General features: G+C 62.8%; 12 protein-coding genes. 9 read left to right on the top strand and 3 right to left on the bottom strand.

The window, feature by feature from the left end:
• Window positions 1-19 precede the first annotated feature (19 nt).
• Window positions 20-3,394 (top strand): hypothetical protein, encoded by a 3,375-nt coding sequence (locus NKJ20_RS17730; RefSeq protein ID WP_352745723.1) that lies wholly within the window; start codon window positions 20-22, stop codon window positions 3,392-3,394.
• Window positions 3,395-3,772: 378 nt separating this feature from the next.
• On the opposite strand, the gene tyrS is transcribed toward NKJ20_RS17730, so the two are convergent.
• Entirely contained in the window at window positions 3,773-5,038 is a 1,266-nt protein-coding gene (gene tyrS, locus NKJ20_RS17725) for a tyrosine--tRNA ligase (protein WP_352745720.1), read from the bottom strand.
• A gap of 379 nt (window positions 5,039-5,417) precedes the next feature.
• On the opposite strand from tyrS, the gene NKJ20_RS17720 reads away from it, so the two are divergent.
• Window positions 5,418-6,146, top strand: a complete 729-nt coding sequence (locus NKJ20_RS17720; protein WP_352449372.1) for a glycosyltransferase family 2 protein — start codon at window positions 5,418-5,420, stop codon at window positions 6,144-6,146.
• Window positions 6,139-6,471, top strand: a complete 333-nt coding sequence (locus NKJ20_RS17715) for a lipid-A-disaccharide synthase N-terminal domain-containing protein (RefSeq protein ID WP_023717355.1) — start codon at window positions 6,139-6,141, stop codon at window positions 6,469-6,471. Before NKJ20_RS17720 ends, NKJ20_RS17715 begins: the two co-directional genes overlap by 8 nt.
• A gap of 40 nt (window positions 6,472-6,511) precedes the next feature.
• On the opposite strand, the gene NKJ20_RS17710 is transcribed toward NKJ20_RS17715, so the two are convergent.
• A complete protein-coding gene (locus NKJ20_RS17710) occupies window positions 6,512-7,162 on the bottom strand; it encodes an FMN-binding negative transcriptional regulator (RefSeq protein ID WP_352449373.1) in 651 nt (216 codons plus the stop codon).
• A gap of 6 nt (window positions 7,163-7,168) precedes the next feature.
• The gene (locus NKJ20_RS17705; protein ID WP_023674683.1) at window positions 7,169-7,843 is read right to left on the bottom strand and encodes an alpha/beta hydrolase; all 675 of its coding nucleotides are present in this window, start codon (window positions 7,841-7,843) and stop codon (window positions 7,169-7,171) included.
• 238 nt (window positions 7,844-8,081) lie between these two features.
• Between NKJ20_RS17705 and NKJ20_RS17700 the strand changes: the two genes are divergently transcribed.
• The 6 genes from NKJ20_RS17700 to NKJ20_RS17675 all read left to right on the top strand — a co-directional run bounded on the left by NKJ20_RS17700 (window position 8,082) and on the right by NKJ20_RS17675 (window position 14,713).
• Window positions 8,082-9,260 carry a cysteine desulfurase family protein gene (locus tag NKJ20_RS17700; RefSeq protein WP_352745717.1) on the top strand — a complete coding sequence of 393 codons (1,179 nt, stop codon included), beginning with the start codon at window positions 8,082-8,084 and terminating at the stop codon, window positions 9,258-9,260.
• 188 nt (window positions 9,261-9,448) lie between these two features.
• Window positions 9,449-10,966, top strand: coding sequence for a Fe-S cluster assembly protein SufB (gene sufB / locus NKJ20_RS17695; RefSeq protein ID WP_352745715.1), 1,518 nt, complete (start codon window positions 9,449-9,451; stop codon window positions 10,964-10,966).
• A 10-nt stretch (window positions 10,967-10,976) separates the two neighbouring features.
• Entirely contained in the window at window positions 10,977-11,294 is a 318-nt protein-coding gene (locus NKJ20_RS17690; protein WP_352681965.1) for a hypothetical protein, read from the top strand.
• 72 nt (window positions 11,295-11,366) lie between these two features.
• Complete coding sequence (gene sufC, locus NKJ20_RS17685; protein WP_352745713.1) at window positions 11,367-12,122, top strand: Fe-S cluster assembly ATPase SufC; 756 nt, start codon at window positions 11,367-11,369, stop codon at window positions 12,120-12,122.
• A 43-nt stretch (window positions 12,123-12,165) separates the two neighbouring features.
• Window positions 12,166-13,434, top strand: a complete 1,269-nt coding sequence (gene sufD, locus NKJ20_RS17680; protein ID WP_023674688.1) for a Fe-S cluster assembly protein SufD — start codon at window positions 12,166-12,168, stop codon at window positions 13,432-13,434.
• 37 nt (window positions 13,435-13,471) lie between these two features.
• Window positions 13,472-14,713 carry a cysteine desulfurase gene (locus NKJ20_RS17675; protein WP_023674689.1) on the top strand — a complete coding sequence of 414 codons (1,242 nt, stop codon included), beginning with the start codon at window positions 13,472-13,474 and terminating at the stop codon, window positions 14,711-14,713.
• Window positions 14,714-14,716 lie beyond the last annotated feature (3 nt).

Below are 14,716 nucleotides of genomic sequence, written 5' to 3'. Positions count from 1 at the left end.
CGTTTCAACGGAAGATTGCGTGGATCAGGAGCTACCGCAGCACGAGAAGATCAGGTTCAGGCGTGACGAGATCACCGACCTGGGAACCTTTCCGTCCGCGTGCCGCGTCCCGCCGCTCGGCCAGGCGTCGATCGGTCGCGGCGTCCGTTTGATGGCGCGGCTGTTTGCCGGCCTTGTCGCCCTTGTGCTGCTGGCTGCCGCCGGCGTCTACGCGATCGGCGTGTCCGGCTTCGGCTCGGAGCGGCTTCGCGCGGAAGCTGAAACGGCAATCGAGAAATTGGCCGGCTTCGATGTCGACGTTGCCGTCGGGCCGGCACGGCTGACGCTTGACGGGTCGAGCTTCATTGCGCTGCAGGTCAGCGACGTCAGCCTCAAGACCGCCGACGGAAAGCCAATGGCCGATGCCGGCCGGGTCCGCTTCGGCATCCGGCTGATCCCGTTGCTTTCGGGCGAGGTACGGCTGACCAGCGCCCGGATTTCCGACGCGCACATCGTCATGGCGGCAATGCCGTCCGGCGGCGACTGGACGGCCGAGCTGCGCAACCAGGACGGCCTCATCGATCCGGAAAAACTTTCCGCCGCCGTCTTCGCCAACCTCAACCGCGCGCTCGACGCGGTGCGCGAGGATTCGATGCGCCAGATCGATCTGCGCAACGTCGAACTGGCACTGCCCGAGACCGGATCGGTCAAGTCGGTCACCATCGCCGACGCCTCCGTCTCGCAGTCGGGACCGGGAAGCATGGAGTTTTCATCCGACGCGGATGTCGACGGCAGGGCGCTTACCATCGCCGCTTCCGCCACCCGCGATCCGGCGACGCGACGCATCACCACGCTGGACGCCAGCATCCAGGCAGCGGACGCCGACACTGCGGCAGGTGGCAAATTGGGTGCGATCGCCTTGAAGCTGGCGGGGTCGGAAGGGACCGGCGACAACGGTTCGCGGCTGACCGCTGCCCTGTCACTGACCGGATCGGTGCTCGATCTCGGTTCGCGCGGCCTGCTTCCGGCCGACATCGATCTCGATGCAACACTCGTCGCCGGGTCGAACAAAATCCAGGTCGACAGTTTGCTGGTGAAAACCGGCCGCTCGACCTTCGATTTCGCCGGTTCGATCGGGCCGAAGCCGGCTACCGGCGCAGCGGGCGAGGAGCCATCCTATCGTTACGACCTGACCAGCGACGGTTCGACCCTGGCGCCTTCCGATTCGCCGGAGCCGGCACTCAGCTTCATTGCCCGTATCGCCGGCGTCTACCAGCCGACCAGCCAAAAGCTGGTCGCCGAGCAGATCGGCGTCCGGTCCGGACCGGGCAGCGAAGTGCTGGGCACGGCTTCGGTTTCATTCGTCGCCAACCAGGCGCCGGGCATATCGGTCGCGCTCAATGTCCACGACATGCCGGTCTCGCACGTCAAGCAATTATGGCCATGGTTTTCGGCGCGCAATGCCAGGCTGTGGGTGCTTAAGAACCTGTTCGGCGGCCGCGTCGTCGATGGCAGCCTGCAGTTCCAGGTCGTGCCCGGACGGCTCGGCAACGGCGTGCCGCTTTCCGCCGATGAAGTGTTCGGCCGATTCCAGGTCGAAGGATCGCGCTTCGACACGGCCGGCCGCATTCCGCCGATCCGCGATGCCGTTGGCGTCGTCGGCTTCCACGGCAACGACGTCGACGTCGCGCTGTCGTCGGGCAGCGTCTATATGCCGAGCGGCCGCACGGTGGCGGCGAGCAACAGCACGCTCACCGTCAAGGCGGCGAACCATCCGCCGGTGATCGGCGCGCTCGACATCGATGTCGCCGGCGAGGCGCCGGCAATCGCCGAGCTGGCATCCTTTGACCCGATCAATGCCATGCGCCATGTCGGCCTGCTGCCGGACGACCTGTCCGGCACGGTGACCGGCCACGTCAAGGCTGATATTCCGCTGCAGTCCGGTGTCGACTCGTCCAAACTCGATTGGCTGGTGGCGCTCGACTACAAGGACCTGTCGCTGGGCAAGCCGTTCGAGGGCCAGACAGTCAGCCATGCCGACGGCTCGATCACGGTCGCGCCCGACCGGGCGGTGATCTCGGCGAAGGCGCTGCTCAACGGCATTCCGGCCGAGCTCGACCTGATCGAGCCGCTCAGGGATGGCGGCCCGCCGCGCAGTCGTAAAGTGGCGCTGGTGCTCGACGACAAGACGCGCGCCACCGCCATGCCTGGCCTGTCGACGCTGCTTTCCGGAACCATCAAGGTGGCGATCGACAAGAGTGGCACCGGCAACCAGAACGTGTCGGCCGACCTGACCAATGCCAGGCTGGACATCCCCTGGGCCGGCTGGAGCAAGGGGCCTGGCATTCCCGCCAAGGTCGTCTTCGCCATGGCGAAGACCGGCGACACCACGACGCTCTCCAATTTCGAACTCGATGGCAAGACCTTTTCCATCGACGGCAGCGCGGTGCTGGTCAAGGGCGCCTTGTCCTCGGCCCGGTTCAGCAAGGTCACCTTGAACAGGGGCGACGACGTCGCCGTCTCGGTGAAGCGGTCGGGCAAGGCCTATGCGGTCGAGGTCAGCGGCAGCGCGCTGGACGCACGCTCGCTGATCAAGCAATTCACGTCCGATGTCGATACCGCCACCAAGACCACCGGCGTCGATGCGATCTCGGTCAGCGCCGACGTCAGCTCCCTGACCGGCTTCCACGACGAGGTGCTGTCGAATCTGAAACTCGACTACAGCGCCGCAGGGTCCCGGGTGAACGGGCTCAAGGTGAGCGCCACGGCAAGTTCGGGAGCCGCCATCACCATCAGCAACACGACCGGCGGCGGCCTGCGCACGCTCAACATGAAGTCGGCCGACGCCGGCGCCATACTGCGCTTCCTCAACATCTACGAGCATATGGAAGGCGGCTCGATCACGCTGGCGCTCACCGGCGCCGGCGACGGTCCGATGAAAGGCCAGGTCGACGCCAAGAACTTCTTTATCGTCAACGAGCCGAAGCTCGCCTCGATCGTGTCGACGACGCCGGCTGGCGACAACCGCAGCCTCAACGAGGCGGTCAAAGGCAATCTCGACACGTCGAGGGTGAAGTTCGAGCGCGGTTTCAGCGAGATCGATAAGGGCAGCGGCTATCTCAAGCTGCGCAACGGCGTGCTGCGCGGCTCGCGCATCGGCACCACCTTCCAGGGCACGCTCTACGACCAGAACAACAATATGGACATGACCGGCACGTTCATGCCGGCCTACGGCGTAAACCGCATCTTCGGCGAACTGCCGCTGATCGGCGCACTGCTCGGCAACGGCCGCGACCGCGGCCTGATCGGCGTCACCTACAGGCTCAAGGGCAACGCCAACAAGCCGAACCTGGAGGTAAATCCGCTATCGGTGATAGCGCCCGGGATTTTCCGGTCGATCTTCGAGTATCGCTGAGGCGGGTAGGGTAGGCGGGTGGCGCCAAAAAGGCCGGGTGAAGTGCTGTTCAGCGTAGCACCGCCTAGAGGTAACGGCATGGATCCTAGGGTCTCCGCGACGTCGCTTCGCTCCTGCTTCGCCCTAGGATGACGAAGCGAGGGGAGACTTCAGCCAATCTCGAAGGTCGCGTTTGCCATCGGCCGCCACGCGACCGCCTCGCTCTCCGACATCCGCGACTAGCCTTGAGCCACCATGCCTTCGTCATCCTAGGGCGCAGCAGGAGCGAAGCGACGTCGCGGAGACCCTAGGATCCATGCCGTTACAGTTGCCGAGGAATGCAGCGATCCATTGCTTGTGCCCGTCGCCGGCTCGGTCTCACCTGAGCCTCAGCAGAGGTCAGACCGGCCGTACCAGAATGACCTTCTTCTTTCCCAACTGAACTTTGAATGCTCCGGTGTTTTCGTACAGGTCGGTCCACAAGACAATTTCGTTCGGGTCGGTGACGACCCTGTCATTGATTCGTAGAGCACCTTCCGCCATCTTGCGCCGAGCTTCCGAATTGGACGGCACAAGTCCCGACGCGACGGCAATTGCTGCATTCGACCTGCCAAATTGCCATTTGTCATCCTGTCCTTTGTCGATGGTTACTGTCGGCAATGACTCGGTTGACTGACCTCTTTCGAAAAGCGCTTCTGCCGTCCTAGCTGCCTCCTCCGCCGCCTCGCGGCCATGCAGCATGGCGGTGATTTCGGTGGCGAGGATCTTCTTGGCTTCGTTGATCTCCGAGCCGCCGAGCCGTTCGAGGCGTGCGACTTCGGCGAGTGGCAGGGTCGTGTAGAGCTTCAGGAAACGGCCGACGTCGGCATCCTCGGTGTTGCGCCAGTATTGCCAGAACTCGTACGGGCTCAGCATCTCCGCATCGAGCCAGACCGCGCCCGAGGCCGACTTGCCCATCTTGGCGCCTGAGGAGGTGGTGAGCAGCGGCGTCGTCAGCGCATAAAGCTGCGCGCCTTCCATGCGATGGCCGAGATCGATGCCGTTGACGATGTTGCCCCACTGGTCGGAGCCGCCCATCTGCAACCGGCAGCCGAGGCGCTTGTAGAGCTCGACGAAGTCGTAGGCCTGCAGGATCATGTAGTTGAATTCGAGGAACGACAGCGACTGCTCGCGATCCAGCCGGAGCTTGACCGAATCGAAGGCCAGCATGCGGTTAACCGAAAAATGCCGGCCGACATCGCGCAGGAAATTGACGTAGTTGATGTCCATCAGCCAGTCGGCATTGTTGATCATGACGGCGTCGTTCGGGCCGCTGCCAAATTTGAGGTAGGGTGTGAAGTTGCGGCGGATGCCGGCGAGATTGTCCTCGATGTCCTGCGGCGTCAAAAGCTTGCGCGCCTCGTCCTTGAACGACGGATCGCCGATCATCGAGGTGCCGCCGCCCATCAGCGCGATCGGCCGGTGGCCGGTCTGCTGCAGCCAGTAAAGCATCATGATCTGGATCAGCGACCCGGCATGCAGGCTCCTGGCGGTGGCGTCGAAGCCGATATAGGCGCTCACCGTTTCCGTGGCGAAAAGCTGGTCGAGGCCGGCATCGTCGGAGGTCTGGTGGATGAAACCGCGCTCGCCCATCGTGCGCAGGAAATCGGATTTGAAGGCGGACATTTTCTTTCCCGAAAAGCTTCCGGCCGAATGCGGCTCGGCTATGCATGAAGGCGGGCGTTTAGCACTCAAGCGCGATCAGCAAAAGTGGAATCCGGTTTTGCGACACCCTCTTGCCTTCTCCCCTTGTGGGTGGATTGGCGCGCAGCGCCAAGACGGTTGAGGGGTGTTGGACGGAGTGCCGTCGTTGCCAAGCTGGAACACCCCTCATCCGACCGCGCTTCGCGCGGCCACCTTCTCCCACAAGGGGAGAAGGGACAACCCCAAGCGTGCGGCCTGCTTGCGTCATCGTTTCGGCTGGCGTAATGAGGCGCCGCCAACGGGTCTCATCCGCTGGACCGCACGGCATCGATCGAATGCCATATCCTATGACAGAGTCGAGATGCCGGAGATATCCATCGTCATTCCTTGCCGGAACGAGGCGGCGAACCTGCCGCTTCTGCTCGACGAGATCGGCACCGCCATGGCCGGGCGCGACTTCGAGGTCATCGTCGTCGACGACGGCTCGACCGACGAAACGCCTTCGGTGCTTGCCGCAGAGGCAGCGCTTCGCCGGTTTCCGCTGCGCCATCTCAGGCATGAAAAATCCGCCGGCCAGTCGCTCTCGGTGCGCTCGGGCGCCTGGGCGGCGCGCGGCGATATCGTCGCCACCATCGACGGCGACGGCCAGAACGACCCCGGTTATATCCCAGTGTTGATCGACGCGTTGCGGCAGGCTGGTCCCGAAGTCGGGGCCGCGCAGGGACAGCGTCTGAAGCGCCGCGACAGCAAGATCAAGCAACTGGCGTCGCGTTTCGCCAACGGGCTGAGAAAAGCCATCCTGCACGACGAGACGCGGGATACCGGCTGCGGCCTCAAGGCGATCTACACCGACATTTTGCGGAAATTGCCGTTCTTCGACGGCACCCACCGCTTTGTTCCGGCGCTGGTCATCCAGGAGGGCTACCGCGTCGTCCATTGCGATGTCGTCGACCGCTCCCGCCGTCACGGCAAATCGAATTACGGCATCTTCGATCGCGGCCTGCAGGGCGTGCTCGATCTTGCCGGCGTCTGGTGGCTGCGCCGCAGGCGCCGCAGAATGCCCAAAGTAGAGGAAATCAGGCATGGGTAACGTGCTTCAGGAATTGGCGACCTGGCTTCACGATGTTTTCGTCAAGCAATTCGATGCCTGGGTTCTGCTTGGCTTCGTCGCCCAGTTCTTCTTCACCATGCGCTTTCTGGTGCAGTGGGTGGCGTCGGAAAAGGCCAAGCGCAGCGTCGTGCCGATCGCCTTCTGGTTCTTTTCGCTGTTCGGCGGCGGCCTGCTGCTGGTCTACGCCATCCAGCGTCAGGATCCGGTGTTCATCGCCGGCCAGGCCATGGGCCTGCTGATCTATATCCGCAATCTCTGGCTGATCGCCAACGAGCGCAAGGCGGCGATGACCAAGGTCGATTGAGCCCGCCACCGGCCTGAACCGGTCGAGCAAGCAATCCAGATTACTTGCCGTCCAGCCCGCCGTAGGATCTTACCAGCCGGACCATGTCGGCCGAATCGGCAGTCTCGCTCTCGAGCCCCTCGGCGACACCGACGCGGTCGGCGGCCGGGCGGTTCTGGCTGACTTTCCATTTGCCGCTGATTGCGGTGATTTCGATCTCCAGGCCGACGATGCCCTTGATCTGTGACTGGATGAAGGGTGCCGGCGCGTCGGTTACCGCCCATGGCGCCGCGCGGCTGCCCTCCTGCGACATCGTCAGATCCGAAATCTGCTCGGCCAGCCAATCCTGGTCTTCGATCACCGTGACGCTGCCGCGCACCTGGACGATGGCGTAGTTCCAGGTCGGTACCACCTTGCCGGTTTCACGCTTGGTCTCGTACCAGGACGGCGTCACATAGGCATCGGCGCCCTGGAAGACGACCAGTACCGGCGCCAGGGGATTGTCGGCCAAAAGCCGCCATTGCGGATTGGCCTTGGCCAAATGGGCGCGCAGCCTGCCGTTCGGCGGCACATCCGCGTCTAGAAGAAAAGGAATCGCGTTGGCGACCGGCCCCTCGGCGCCGTTCGAGACCAGCAGGCCAAGCGGATGCGCCCGGATCAGCCCGTGCAGGACGTCCGGCCGTGTTTCCTGGAAGTGAGGCGGTTGGTACATCGCCGATTATCTCAGCCGCTTCGGCCGTGGGTCGGACAGTTCCCCGGCCAGCCGGCGATCGAGATAGTCCGCGCATTCCTCGATCAGAAGCTCAGCATGGTTGGCAAAGAAATGGTTGGCGCCGGGCAAGGTCTTCTGGGTGATGGTAATGCCCTTTTGCGTGTGCAGCTTGTCGACCAGGCCCTGCACGTCCTTGGGCGGCGCGACCTTGTCGGCGTCGCCGTGGATGATCAGGCCGGACGACGGGCATGGCGCCAGGAACGAGAAATCATAGGTATTGGGCTGCGGCGCGACCGAGATGAAGCCCTCGATCTCCGGCCGGCGCATCAGAAGCTGCATGCCGATCCACGAGCCGAACGAATAGCCGGCAACCCAGCAACTCTTGGAATCCGGATGCAGCGACTGCACCCAGTCGAGCGCCGCGGCGGCGTCGGACAATTCGCCGGTGCCGTGGTCGAACTCGCCCTGGCTGCGGCCGATGCCGCGGAAATTGAAGCGCAGCGTGGTGAAATTGCGCTTTTGGAACATGTAGAAGAGGTCGTAGACGATCTTGTTGTTCATCGTCCCGCCGAACTGGGGGTGCGGGTGCAGGACGATGGCAATCGGCGCGCTCTTTTCCTTCGAGGGCTGATAGCGACCCTCCAGACGGCCGGCAGGACCGGTGAAAATGACCTCAGGCATGAAATACTCCACTTGGCATAAATTGCGCGGCGCCCGGAACAACTTTTCCTCTGGCCTTGACGCAGGGCGAGCGTCTTTCTAGAAGCTAGTTTAGAATTGTTCAAAACTGGGCGGCCAAAAATTGTGGCTCGGCCACCCGCGCCGCAAGCCGCGTAAATAGGACGTCTTGCCTTGCAATTTCAAGGAAATAACGCGCTATCTTCGCGGAACGGCTTTTGAAGGGACCAGTTGGACGGAAATGGCCGGAGCACGCGCCTACCTCGACTACAACGCCAGCGCGCCGCTGCTTGCCTCGGCGCGCGCGGCGGTGGTGGCTGCGCTCGACGTTGCCGCCAACCCGTCCTCGGTTCATGCCGAGGGCCGCGCTGCACGGCGGCTGATCGAGGACGCCAGGCGCGACGTGGCGCGACTGGTCAACGCCAGGGCCGAGCATGTCGTATTCACCTCCGGCGCGACGGAAGCGGCCTCGACGCTGCTGACGCCGGACTGGCAAATGGGGCGCGGCGCTGTCCGTATGAGCCGGCTCTATGTGTCCGAGGCCGATCATCCTTGCCTGCTGAACGGCGGGCGTTTCCCAGCGGCGCAGGTGACACGGATCGGCGTCGACACCGACGGCGTCGTCAGGCTCGACGTTTTGGCCGAGGCTCTCGCCCAGCATGACAAGGCCGAAGGCTTGCCGCTGGTGGCGATACACGCCGCCAACAACGAGACCGGCGTGATCCAGCCGGTTGGCCGCATTGCCGAAATCGTCAAGGCGGCGGGTGGCATCCTGATTATCGATGCGGTGCAGGCGGCCGGCCGCATTCCGCTCGATATGTCAGCGGGTTACGGTGATTATCTGTTTCTTTCCTCGCACAAGATCGGCGGCCCCAAGGGCGTCGGCGCCATGGTCGCGGCTTCGGACCTGATGATGCCAAGACCGCTGGTCAGCGGCGGTGGCCAGGAAAAAGGCCATCGCGGCGGCACCGAAAACCTGGCGGCGATCGCCGGGTTTGGCGCGGCGGCGCGCGAGGCGTCTGCCGGCTTGCAAACGATCGAAACGGTGCGGCAGCGTCGCGACGAAATCGAGGCGATCGTGAAAACGCTTGTTCCGGACGCCGAAATCTTCGGGACCGGCGCGCCAAGGCTTGCCAATACGACATTCTTCGCTATTGCCGGCATCAAGGCCGAGACGGCGCAGATTGCCTTCGACCTGGCCGGTGTGGCGCTGTCGGCTGGATCGGCCTGTTCGTCGGGCAAAGTAGGGCCGAGTCACGTGCTGAAAGCCATGGGTTATGGCGACAGCCTCGGCGCGTTGCGCGTGTCCATCGGCCACGCGACCAGCGCTGAAGACATTGAGCTGTTCCGTTCGGCGCTGGCGACGATCGTCGCGCGCCAAGCCGGTAAGGAAAAGGCAAGCAGGGAACGAGCCGCCTGAGCGCGGCAGACGAAATGTAGGGCCTTGCGGCCTGGTAGAGCCGTGCGTTCGAATTTGGCCGGGTGAATTTCTGGCATGAACGCACTATATGAAACTTACGCCGCCTCGGGTGCCTGATGGGTGCTCGTTTGCGGTGCCATAGTTTGAAAACTGCCGGGCCTTGACCCCGGCGTGGATGGAGAACGCTGATGCCTGCTGTGCAGGAGACGATCGATCGAGTTCGAAAGATCGATGTCGACCAGTATAAATACGGATTCCAGACCGAAATCGCGATGGACAAGGCCCCCAAGGGCCTGAGCGAAGACATTATCCGCTTCATTTCGGCGAAGAAGGACGAGCCGTCCTGGATGCTGGAATGGCGCCTGGAAGCCTATCGCCGCTGGCTGACGCTGGACGAGCCGAAATGGGCGCGCGTCCACTATCCCAAAATCGATTTCCAGGACCTCCACTATTACGCCGCGCCCAAGAGCACGCCGGGGCCGACTTCGCTCAGCGAGGTCGATCCCGAACTGCTGAAGGTCTATGAGAAGCTCGGCATTCCGCTCAGGGAACAGGAAATCCTCGCCGGCGTGCAGAAGACCGATGCCTCGGAGCTCGAGGAAGCCAGCGACAACGTCTACAAGTCGGGCCGCGTCGCCGTCGATGCGGTGTTCGATTCCGTCTCCGTCGTCACGACTTTCAAGAAGGAGCTGGCGCAGGCCGGCGTCATCTTCTGCTCGATCTCGGAAGCGATCCGCGAGCATCCGGAACTGGTGAAGAAATATCTCGGTTCTGTCGTGCCGACCTCCGACAATTTCTACGCAACGCTGAATTCGGCCGTGTTCACCGACGGTTCGTTCGTCTTCGTGCCCAAGGGCGTGCGCTGCCCGATGGAATTGTCGACCTATTTCCGCATGAACGAGAAGAATACCGGCCAGTTCGAGCGCACGCTGATCATCGCCGAGGAGGGGGCTTACGTCTCCTATCTCGAAGGCTGCACGGCGCCGCAGCGCGACGAGAACCAGCTTCACGCCGCGGTGGTCGAACTGATCGCGCTCGACGATGCCGAGATCAAATATTCGACGGTGCAGAACTGGTATCCCGGCGACGCCGAGGGCAAGGGCGGCATCTATAATTTCGTCACCAAGCGCGGCGACTGCCGTGGCCATCGCTCGAAGATTTCGTGGACGCAGGTCGAGACCGGCTCGGCCATCACCTGGAAATATCCGAGCTGCATCCTGCGCGGCGACGATTCCAGCGGCGAGTTCTATTCGATCGCCGTCTCGAACGGCTACCAGCAGGTCGACAGCGGCACCAAGATGATCCATCTCGGCAAGAACACGTCGAGCCGCATCATCTCCAAGGGCATCGCCGCCGGCTACTCGCAGAACACCTATCGCGGCCAGGTCTCGGCGCACCGCAAGGCAACCAACGCCCGCAACTTCACCAATTGCGACTCGCTGCTGATCGGCGATCAGTGCGGCGCACACACCGTGCCCTACATGGAAGCCAAGAATTCGACCGCGCAGTTCGAGCACGAGGCCACCACCTCGAAGATTTCAGAGGACCAGAAGTTCTACGTCATGCAGCGCGGCATCCCCGAAGAAGAGGCGATCGCGCTGATCGTCAACGGCTTCGTCAAGGACGTCATCCAGCAGCTGCCGATGGAATTCGCCGTCGAGGCGCAGAAGCTGATCGGGATCAGCCTTGAGGGGAGCGTAGGGTAGTAACGTCGCCATGAACCTTGTTGACAGAGACGTATCCCCACATACCGACGCGCAGGAGTTTGTGCGCGAACAGAATGCTCGTGGGGAAGACCCGATTAAGACGATCAAGGAGATTCGCGGACGGTATGGGCTCGAACTCCAGCCGGCTCGTGATTTGGTCGTGACATCTGACGAAGTTGAAAAATTTCTTAGCAGTCAGCGGGCGTCGGGCGTTTCGCGTTTGGACGCGCGGCGTTCGGTAAAACGTCGGTTCGGCTGCGGCGGGAAGGAAGCGCTCGGCTTTATTGACGGGTCCGGCCTCTGGTCTGAGGAGGGCACGAGTCCATGAAGGCGAGATTGACGTAACACATTCATTCAGCGGCTAACGCCACGATCCAATACGACTGAAAGACTGCAAAAAATGCTTGAGATAAAAAACCTCCATGCCCGTATCGTCGACGACGGCACCGAGATCATTCGCGGCCTGAACCTGACGGTCAGGGCCGGCGAGGTCGCCGCCATCATGGGCCCGAACGGCTCGGGAAAATCGACGCTGTCCTATATCCTCGCCGGCCGCGAGGACTATGAGGTCACCGAGGGCGACATCCTCTATAACGGCCAGTCGATCCTCGACATGGATCCGGCCGAGCGCGCTACCGCCGGCATCTTTCTCGCTTTCCAGTATCCGATGGAAATACCGGGGGTGGCGACGATGGAATTCCTGAAAGTGGCGATGAACGAGCAGCGCAAGGCGCGTGGCGAGGAACCGCTGAAGATCCCGGAATTTCTCAAGCGCGTAAAGGAAGCTGCCGCCTCGCTCAACATGGACATGGCGATGCTGAAGCGGCCGCTCAATGTCGGCTTTTCCGGCGGCGAGAAGAAGCGCGCCGAGATCCTGCAGATGAAGCTGCTCGAGCCGAAGCTGTGTGTCCTCGACGAGACCGATTCCGGACTCGATATCGATGCGCTGAAGATCGTCGCGGACGGCGTCAACACGCTGCGCTCGCCGGATAGGGCCATTGTCGTCATAACCCACTACCAGCGCCTGCTCCAATACATCGTCCCGGATACGGTGCACGTGCTCTACAGGGGCCAGGTGATCAAGTCGGGCGACAAGTCGCTGGCGCTCGACCTCGAGGCCAATGGCTATGCCGGCGTGATCGGGCAAGCCGCGTGAGATGCAAGCGGGCCCGGAAGGCAAGCCAAACAAGGCGATACTGATGAATATGCACACGACACCCCAGCGGACATTAGCCGAAACGGCGCTGATCGACGCCTTCGGCGAGCGGCTGTCGCTGCTGCCCGGCGACGGCGCGGTGATGCTGAAGCGCGACGACGCCATCGAGGCGATCAAGGGCGGCCTGCCGACGCGGCGCATCGAATCCTGGCACTATACGGACCTGCGCCGGCTGCTGACCTCGGTGCCGGACTTCGATCCGGCAGCGGTCGCGAAAGCCATTGCGCCGATCGTCGAAGGCTCCTCGGTTTTGCCGGTACTGAACGGCGTTTCGAGCGCGAAATGGGCTGCTGTCGAGGGCGTCACGGTACAGCGTCTATCGGAGAAGCTGACCGACGGCAGCATCGCCCCGGGGCTGGATTCCTATGGCAGCGACGATGCCATCGGCGCGCTCAACACCGCCTTTGTCGCCGACGGCTATTTCGTCGACATCGCCGACGGTGCCCAACTGGACAAGCCGCTCGAATTGCAGAATTTGCAGGCCGGTGGACAGACGCATGTACGCCTGGCCGTCCGTGTCGGTGCCGGCGCCAACGCTGTCATCGTCGAACGCCAGGCAGGCGAGGGGGCGGCGCTGGTCAGCTCGGTCAGCCAGCTTTTGCTTGGCGAGGGCGCCGAAGTGACATGGCTGGTCGTGCAGGAGCAGCCGGATACGGCAACGCATCTTGCCCAGTTCAAGGCGCATCTCGGCAAGAATTCGAAGCTGACGCTGTTCATCATGAATGCCGGCGGCAAGCTTGTCCGGCAGGAGGTCGTTGTGAAGACGACCGGCGAGGGCGCCGAATTCACCTTGCGCGGCATCAATCTGCTCGCCGGCGATACCCATACCGATGTCACTATGGTGCTCGACCACGCCGTACCGCACACAGCCTCGACCGAAGTCATCCGAAACGTGGTGACCGGCAAGGCGCGCGGCGTCTTCCAGGGCCGCATCAACGTCCACCAATATGCGCAGAAGACCAACGCCAAGATGGCCTGCAACACGCTGCTTCTGTCGGATGACGGCGAGTTCTCGACCAAGCCGGAGCTCGAAATCTTCGCCGACGACGTCGTCTGCGGCCATGGCGCGACCGTCACCGAGATCGACCACAGCCATCTGTTCTACCTGATGGCGCGCGGCATCGACGAGAAGACCGCGCGCGGCCTGCTGGTCAAGGCCTTCGTCGCCGAGGTGATCGAGGAACTGGACGACGAGGCCATCGTCGAGGCGCTGGAAGCGAGACTCGACAACTGGTTCGTGGCGCACGGGTAAAGGGGAAGGAACGCGGCAGCGCGGCAAGGACTTCGAGATGGACCAGAAAGTCGAAAACATCCCCTACGACGTCGAGGCGATCCGCCGCGACTTCCCGATCCTGTCGCGGCAAGTCTACGGCAAACCGCTGGTCTATCTCGACAATGGCGCCTCGGCGCAGAAGCCACAGGCGGTGCTCGACGCTATCCAGCACGCCTATTCCCAGGAATATGCCAACGTCCATCGTGGCCTGCATTTCCTGTCGAATGCCGCGACCGACGCCTATGAGAAGGCTCGCGAGACGGTGCGCCGTTTCCTCAATGCGCCGAGCACCGACAACATCGTCTTCACCTCGAACACCACGGCGGCGATCAACACGGTCGCCTATGGTTTCGGGATGCCGAATATCGGCGAAGGCGACGAGATCGTGCTGTCGATCATGGAGCACCATTCCAACATCGTGCCGTGGCATTTCATCCGCGAGCGGCAGGGCGCGAAGCTGGTCTGGGTACCGGTCGACGATCTCGGCGTCTTCCACATCGAGGAATTCGAAATGCGGCTGACCGACCGGACAAAACTGGTCGCCATAACCCACATGTCGAATGCGCTGGGCACGGTGACGCCGATCAAGGAGATTGTGCGCATCGCGCATGCCCGGGGCATTCCGGTGCTGGTCGACGGCAGCCAGAGCGCCGTGCACATGCCGATCGACGTGCAGGACCTCGACTGCGATTTCTTCGTCTTCACCGGCCACAAGGTCTATGGCCCGTCGGGCATCGGCGTGCTCTATGGCAAGAAGGATATTCTGGAGCGCATGCGCCCGTTCATGGGCGGCGGCGAGATGATCGAGGAGGTGACGCAGGACATCGTCACCTACAACGACCCGCCGCACCGTTTCGAGGCCGGCACGCCGCCGATCGTGCAGGCAATCGGGCTTGGTGCCGCGCTGGAATACATGGAAAAGATCGGCCGCGAGCGCATCGCCGCGCACGAGGCCGATCTGAAGGATTATGCGCATCAAAAACTGCGCGCCATCAACTCGCTGCGCATCTTCGGCGATGCGCCCGGCAAGGGCGCCATCATCTCGTTCGAGCTGCAGGGCATCCACGCCCATGACGTGTCGATGGTCATCGACCGGCAGGGCGTGGCGGTGCGCGCCGGCACGCATTGCGCCCAGCCGCTGTTGAAACGCTTCGGCGTAACATCCACATGCAGGGCGTCGTTCGGCATGTATAATACCAGGGCCGAAGTCGATGCTTTGGCCGATGCGCTGGAAAAAGCGCGCAAGTTCTTCGGGTGACGA

The organism is Mesorhizobium sp. M0185, assembly GCF_040322175.1.
Classification (GTDB): domain Bacteria; phylum Pseudomonadota; class Alphaproteobacteria; order Rhizobiales; family Rhizobiaceae; genus Mesorhizobium.
The sequence above is the reverse complement of the archived record's forward strand: the minus strand, read 5'-3'. Positions and strand labels throughout refer to the sequence as shown.

Coding starts and splice junctions, on each gene's coding strand:
- tyrS (WP_352745720.1), bottom strand. CDS start 5,038: ATGTCCGCCTTCAAATCCGATTTCCTGCGCACGATGGGCGAGCGCGGT.
- NKJ20_RS17720 (WP_352449372.1), top strand. CDS start 5,418: ATGCCGGAGATATCCATCGTCATTCCTTGCCGGAACGAGGCGGCGAAC.
- NKJ20_RS17715 (WP_023717355.1), top strand. CDS start 6,139: ATGGGTAACGTGCTTCAGGAATTGGCGACCTGGCTTCACGATGTTTTC.
- NKJ20_RS17710 (WP_352449373.1), bottom strand. CDS start 7,162: ATGTACCAACCGCCTCACTTCCAGGAAACACGGCCGGACGTCCTGCAC.
- NKJ20_RS17705 (WP_023674683.1), bottom strand. CDS start 7,843: ATGCCTGAGGTCATTTTCACCGGTCCTGCCGGCCGTCTGGAGGGTCGC.
- NKJ20_RS17700 (WP_352745717.1), top strand. CDS start 8,082: ATGGCCGGAGCACGCGCCTACCTCGACTACAACGCCAGCGCGCCGCTG.
- sufB (WP_352745715.1), top strand. CDS start 9,449: ATGCCTGCTGTGCAGGAGACGATCGATCGAGTTCGAAAGATCGATGTC.
- NKJ20_RS17690 (WP_352681965.1), top strand. CDS start 10,977: ATGAACCTTGTTGACAGAGACGTATCCCCACATACCGACGCGCAGGAG.
- sufC (WP_352745713.1), top strand. CDS start 11,367: ATGCTTGAGATAAAAAACCTCCATGCCCGTATCGTCGACGACGGCACC.
- sufD (WP_023674688.1), top strand. CDS start 12,166: ATGAATATGCACACGACACCCCAGCGGACATTAGCCGAAACGGCGCTG.
- NKJ20_RS17675 (WP_023674689.1), top strand. CDS start 13,472: ATGGACCAGAAAGTCGAAAACATCCCCTACGACGTCGAGGCGATCCGC.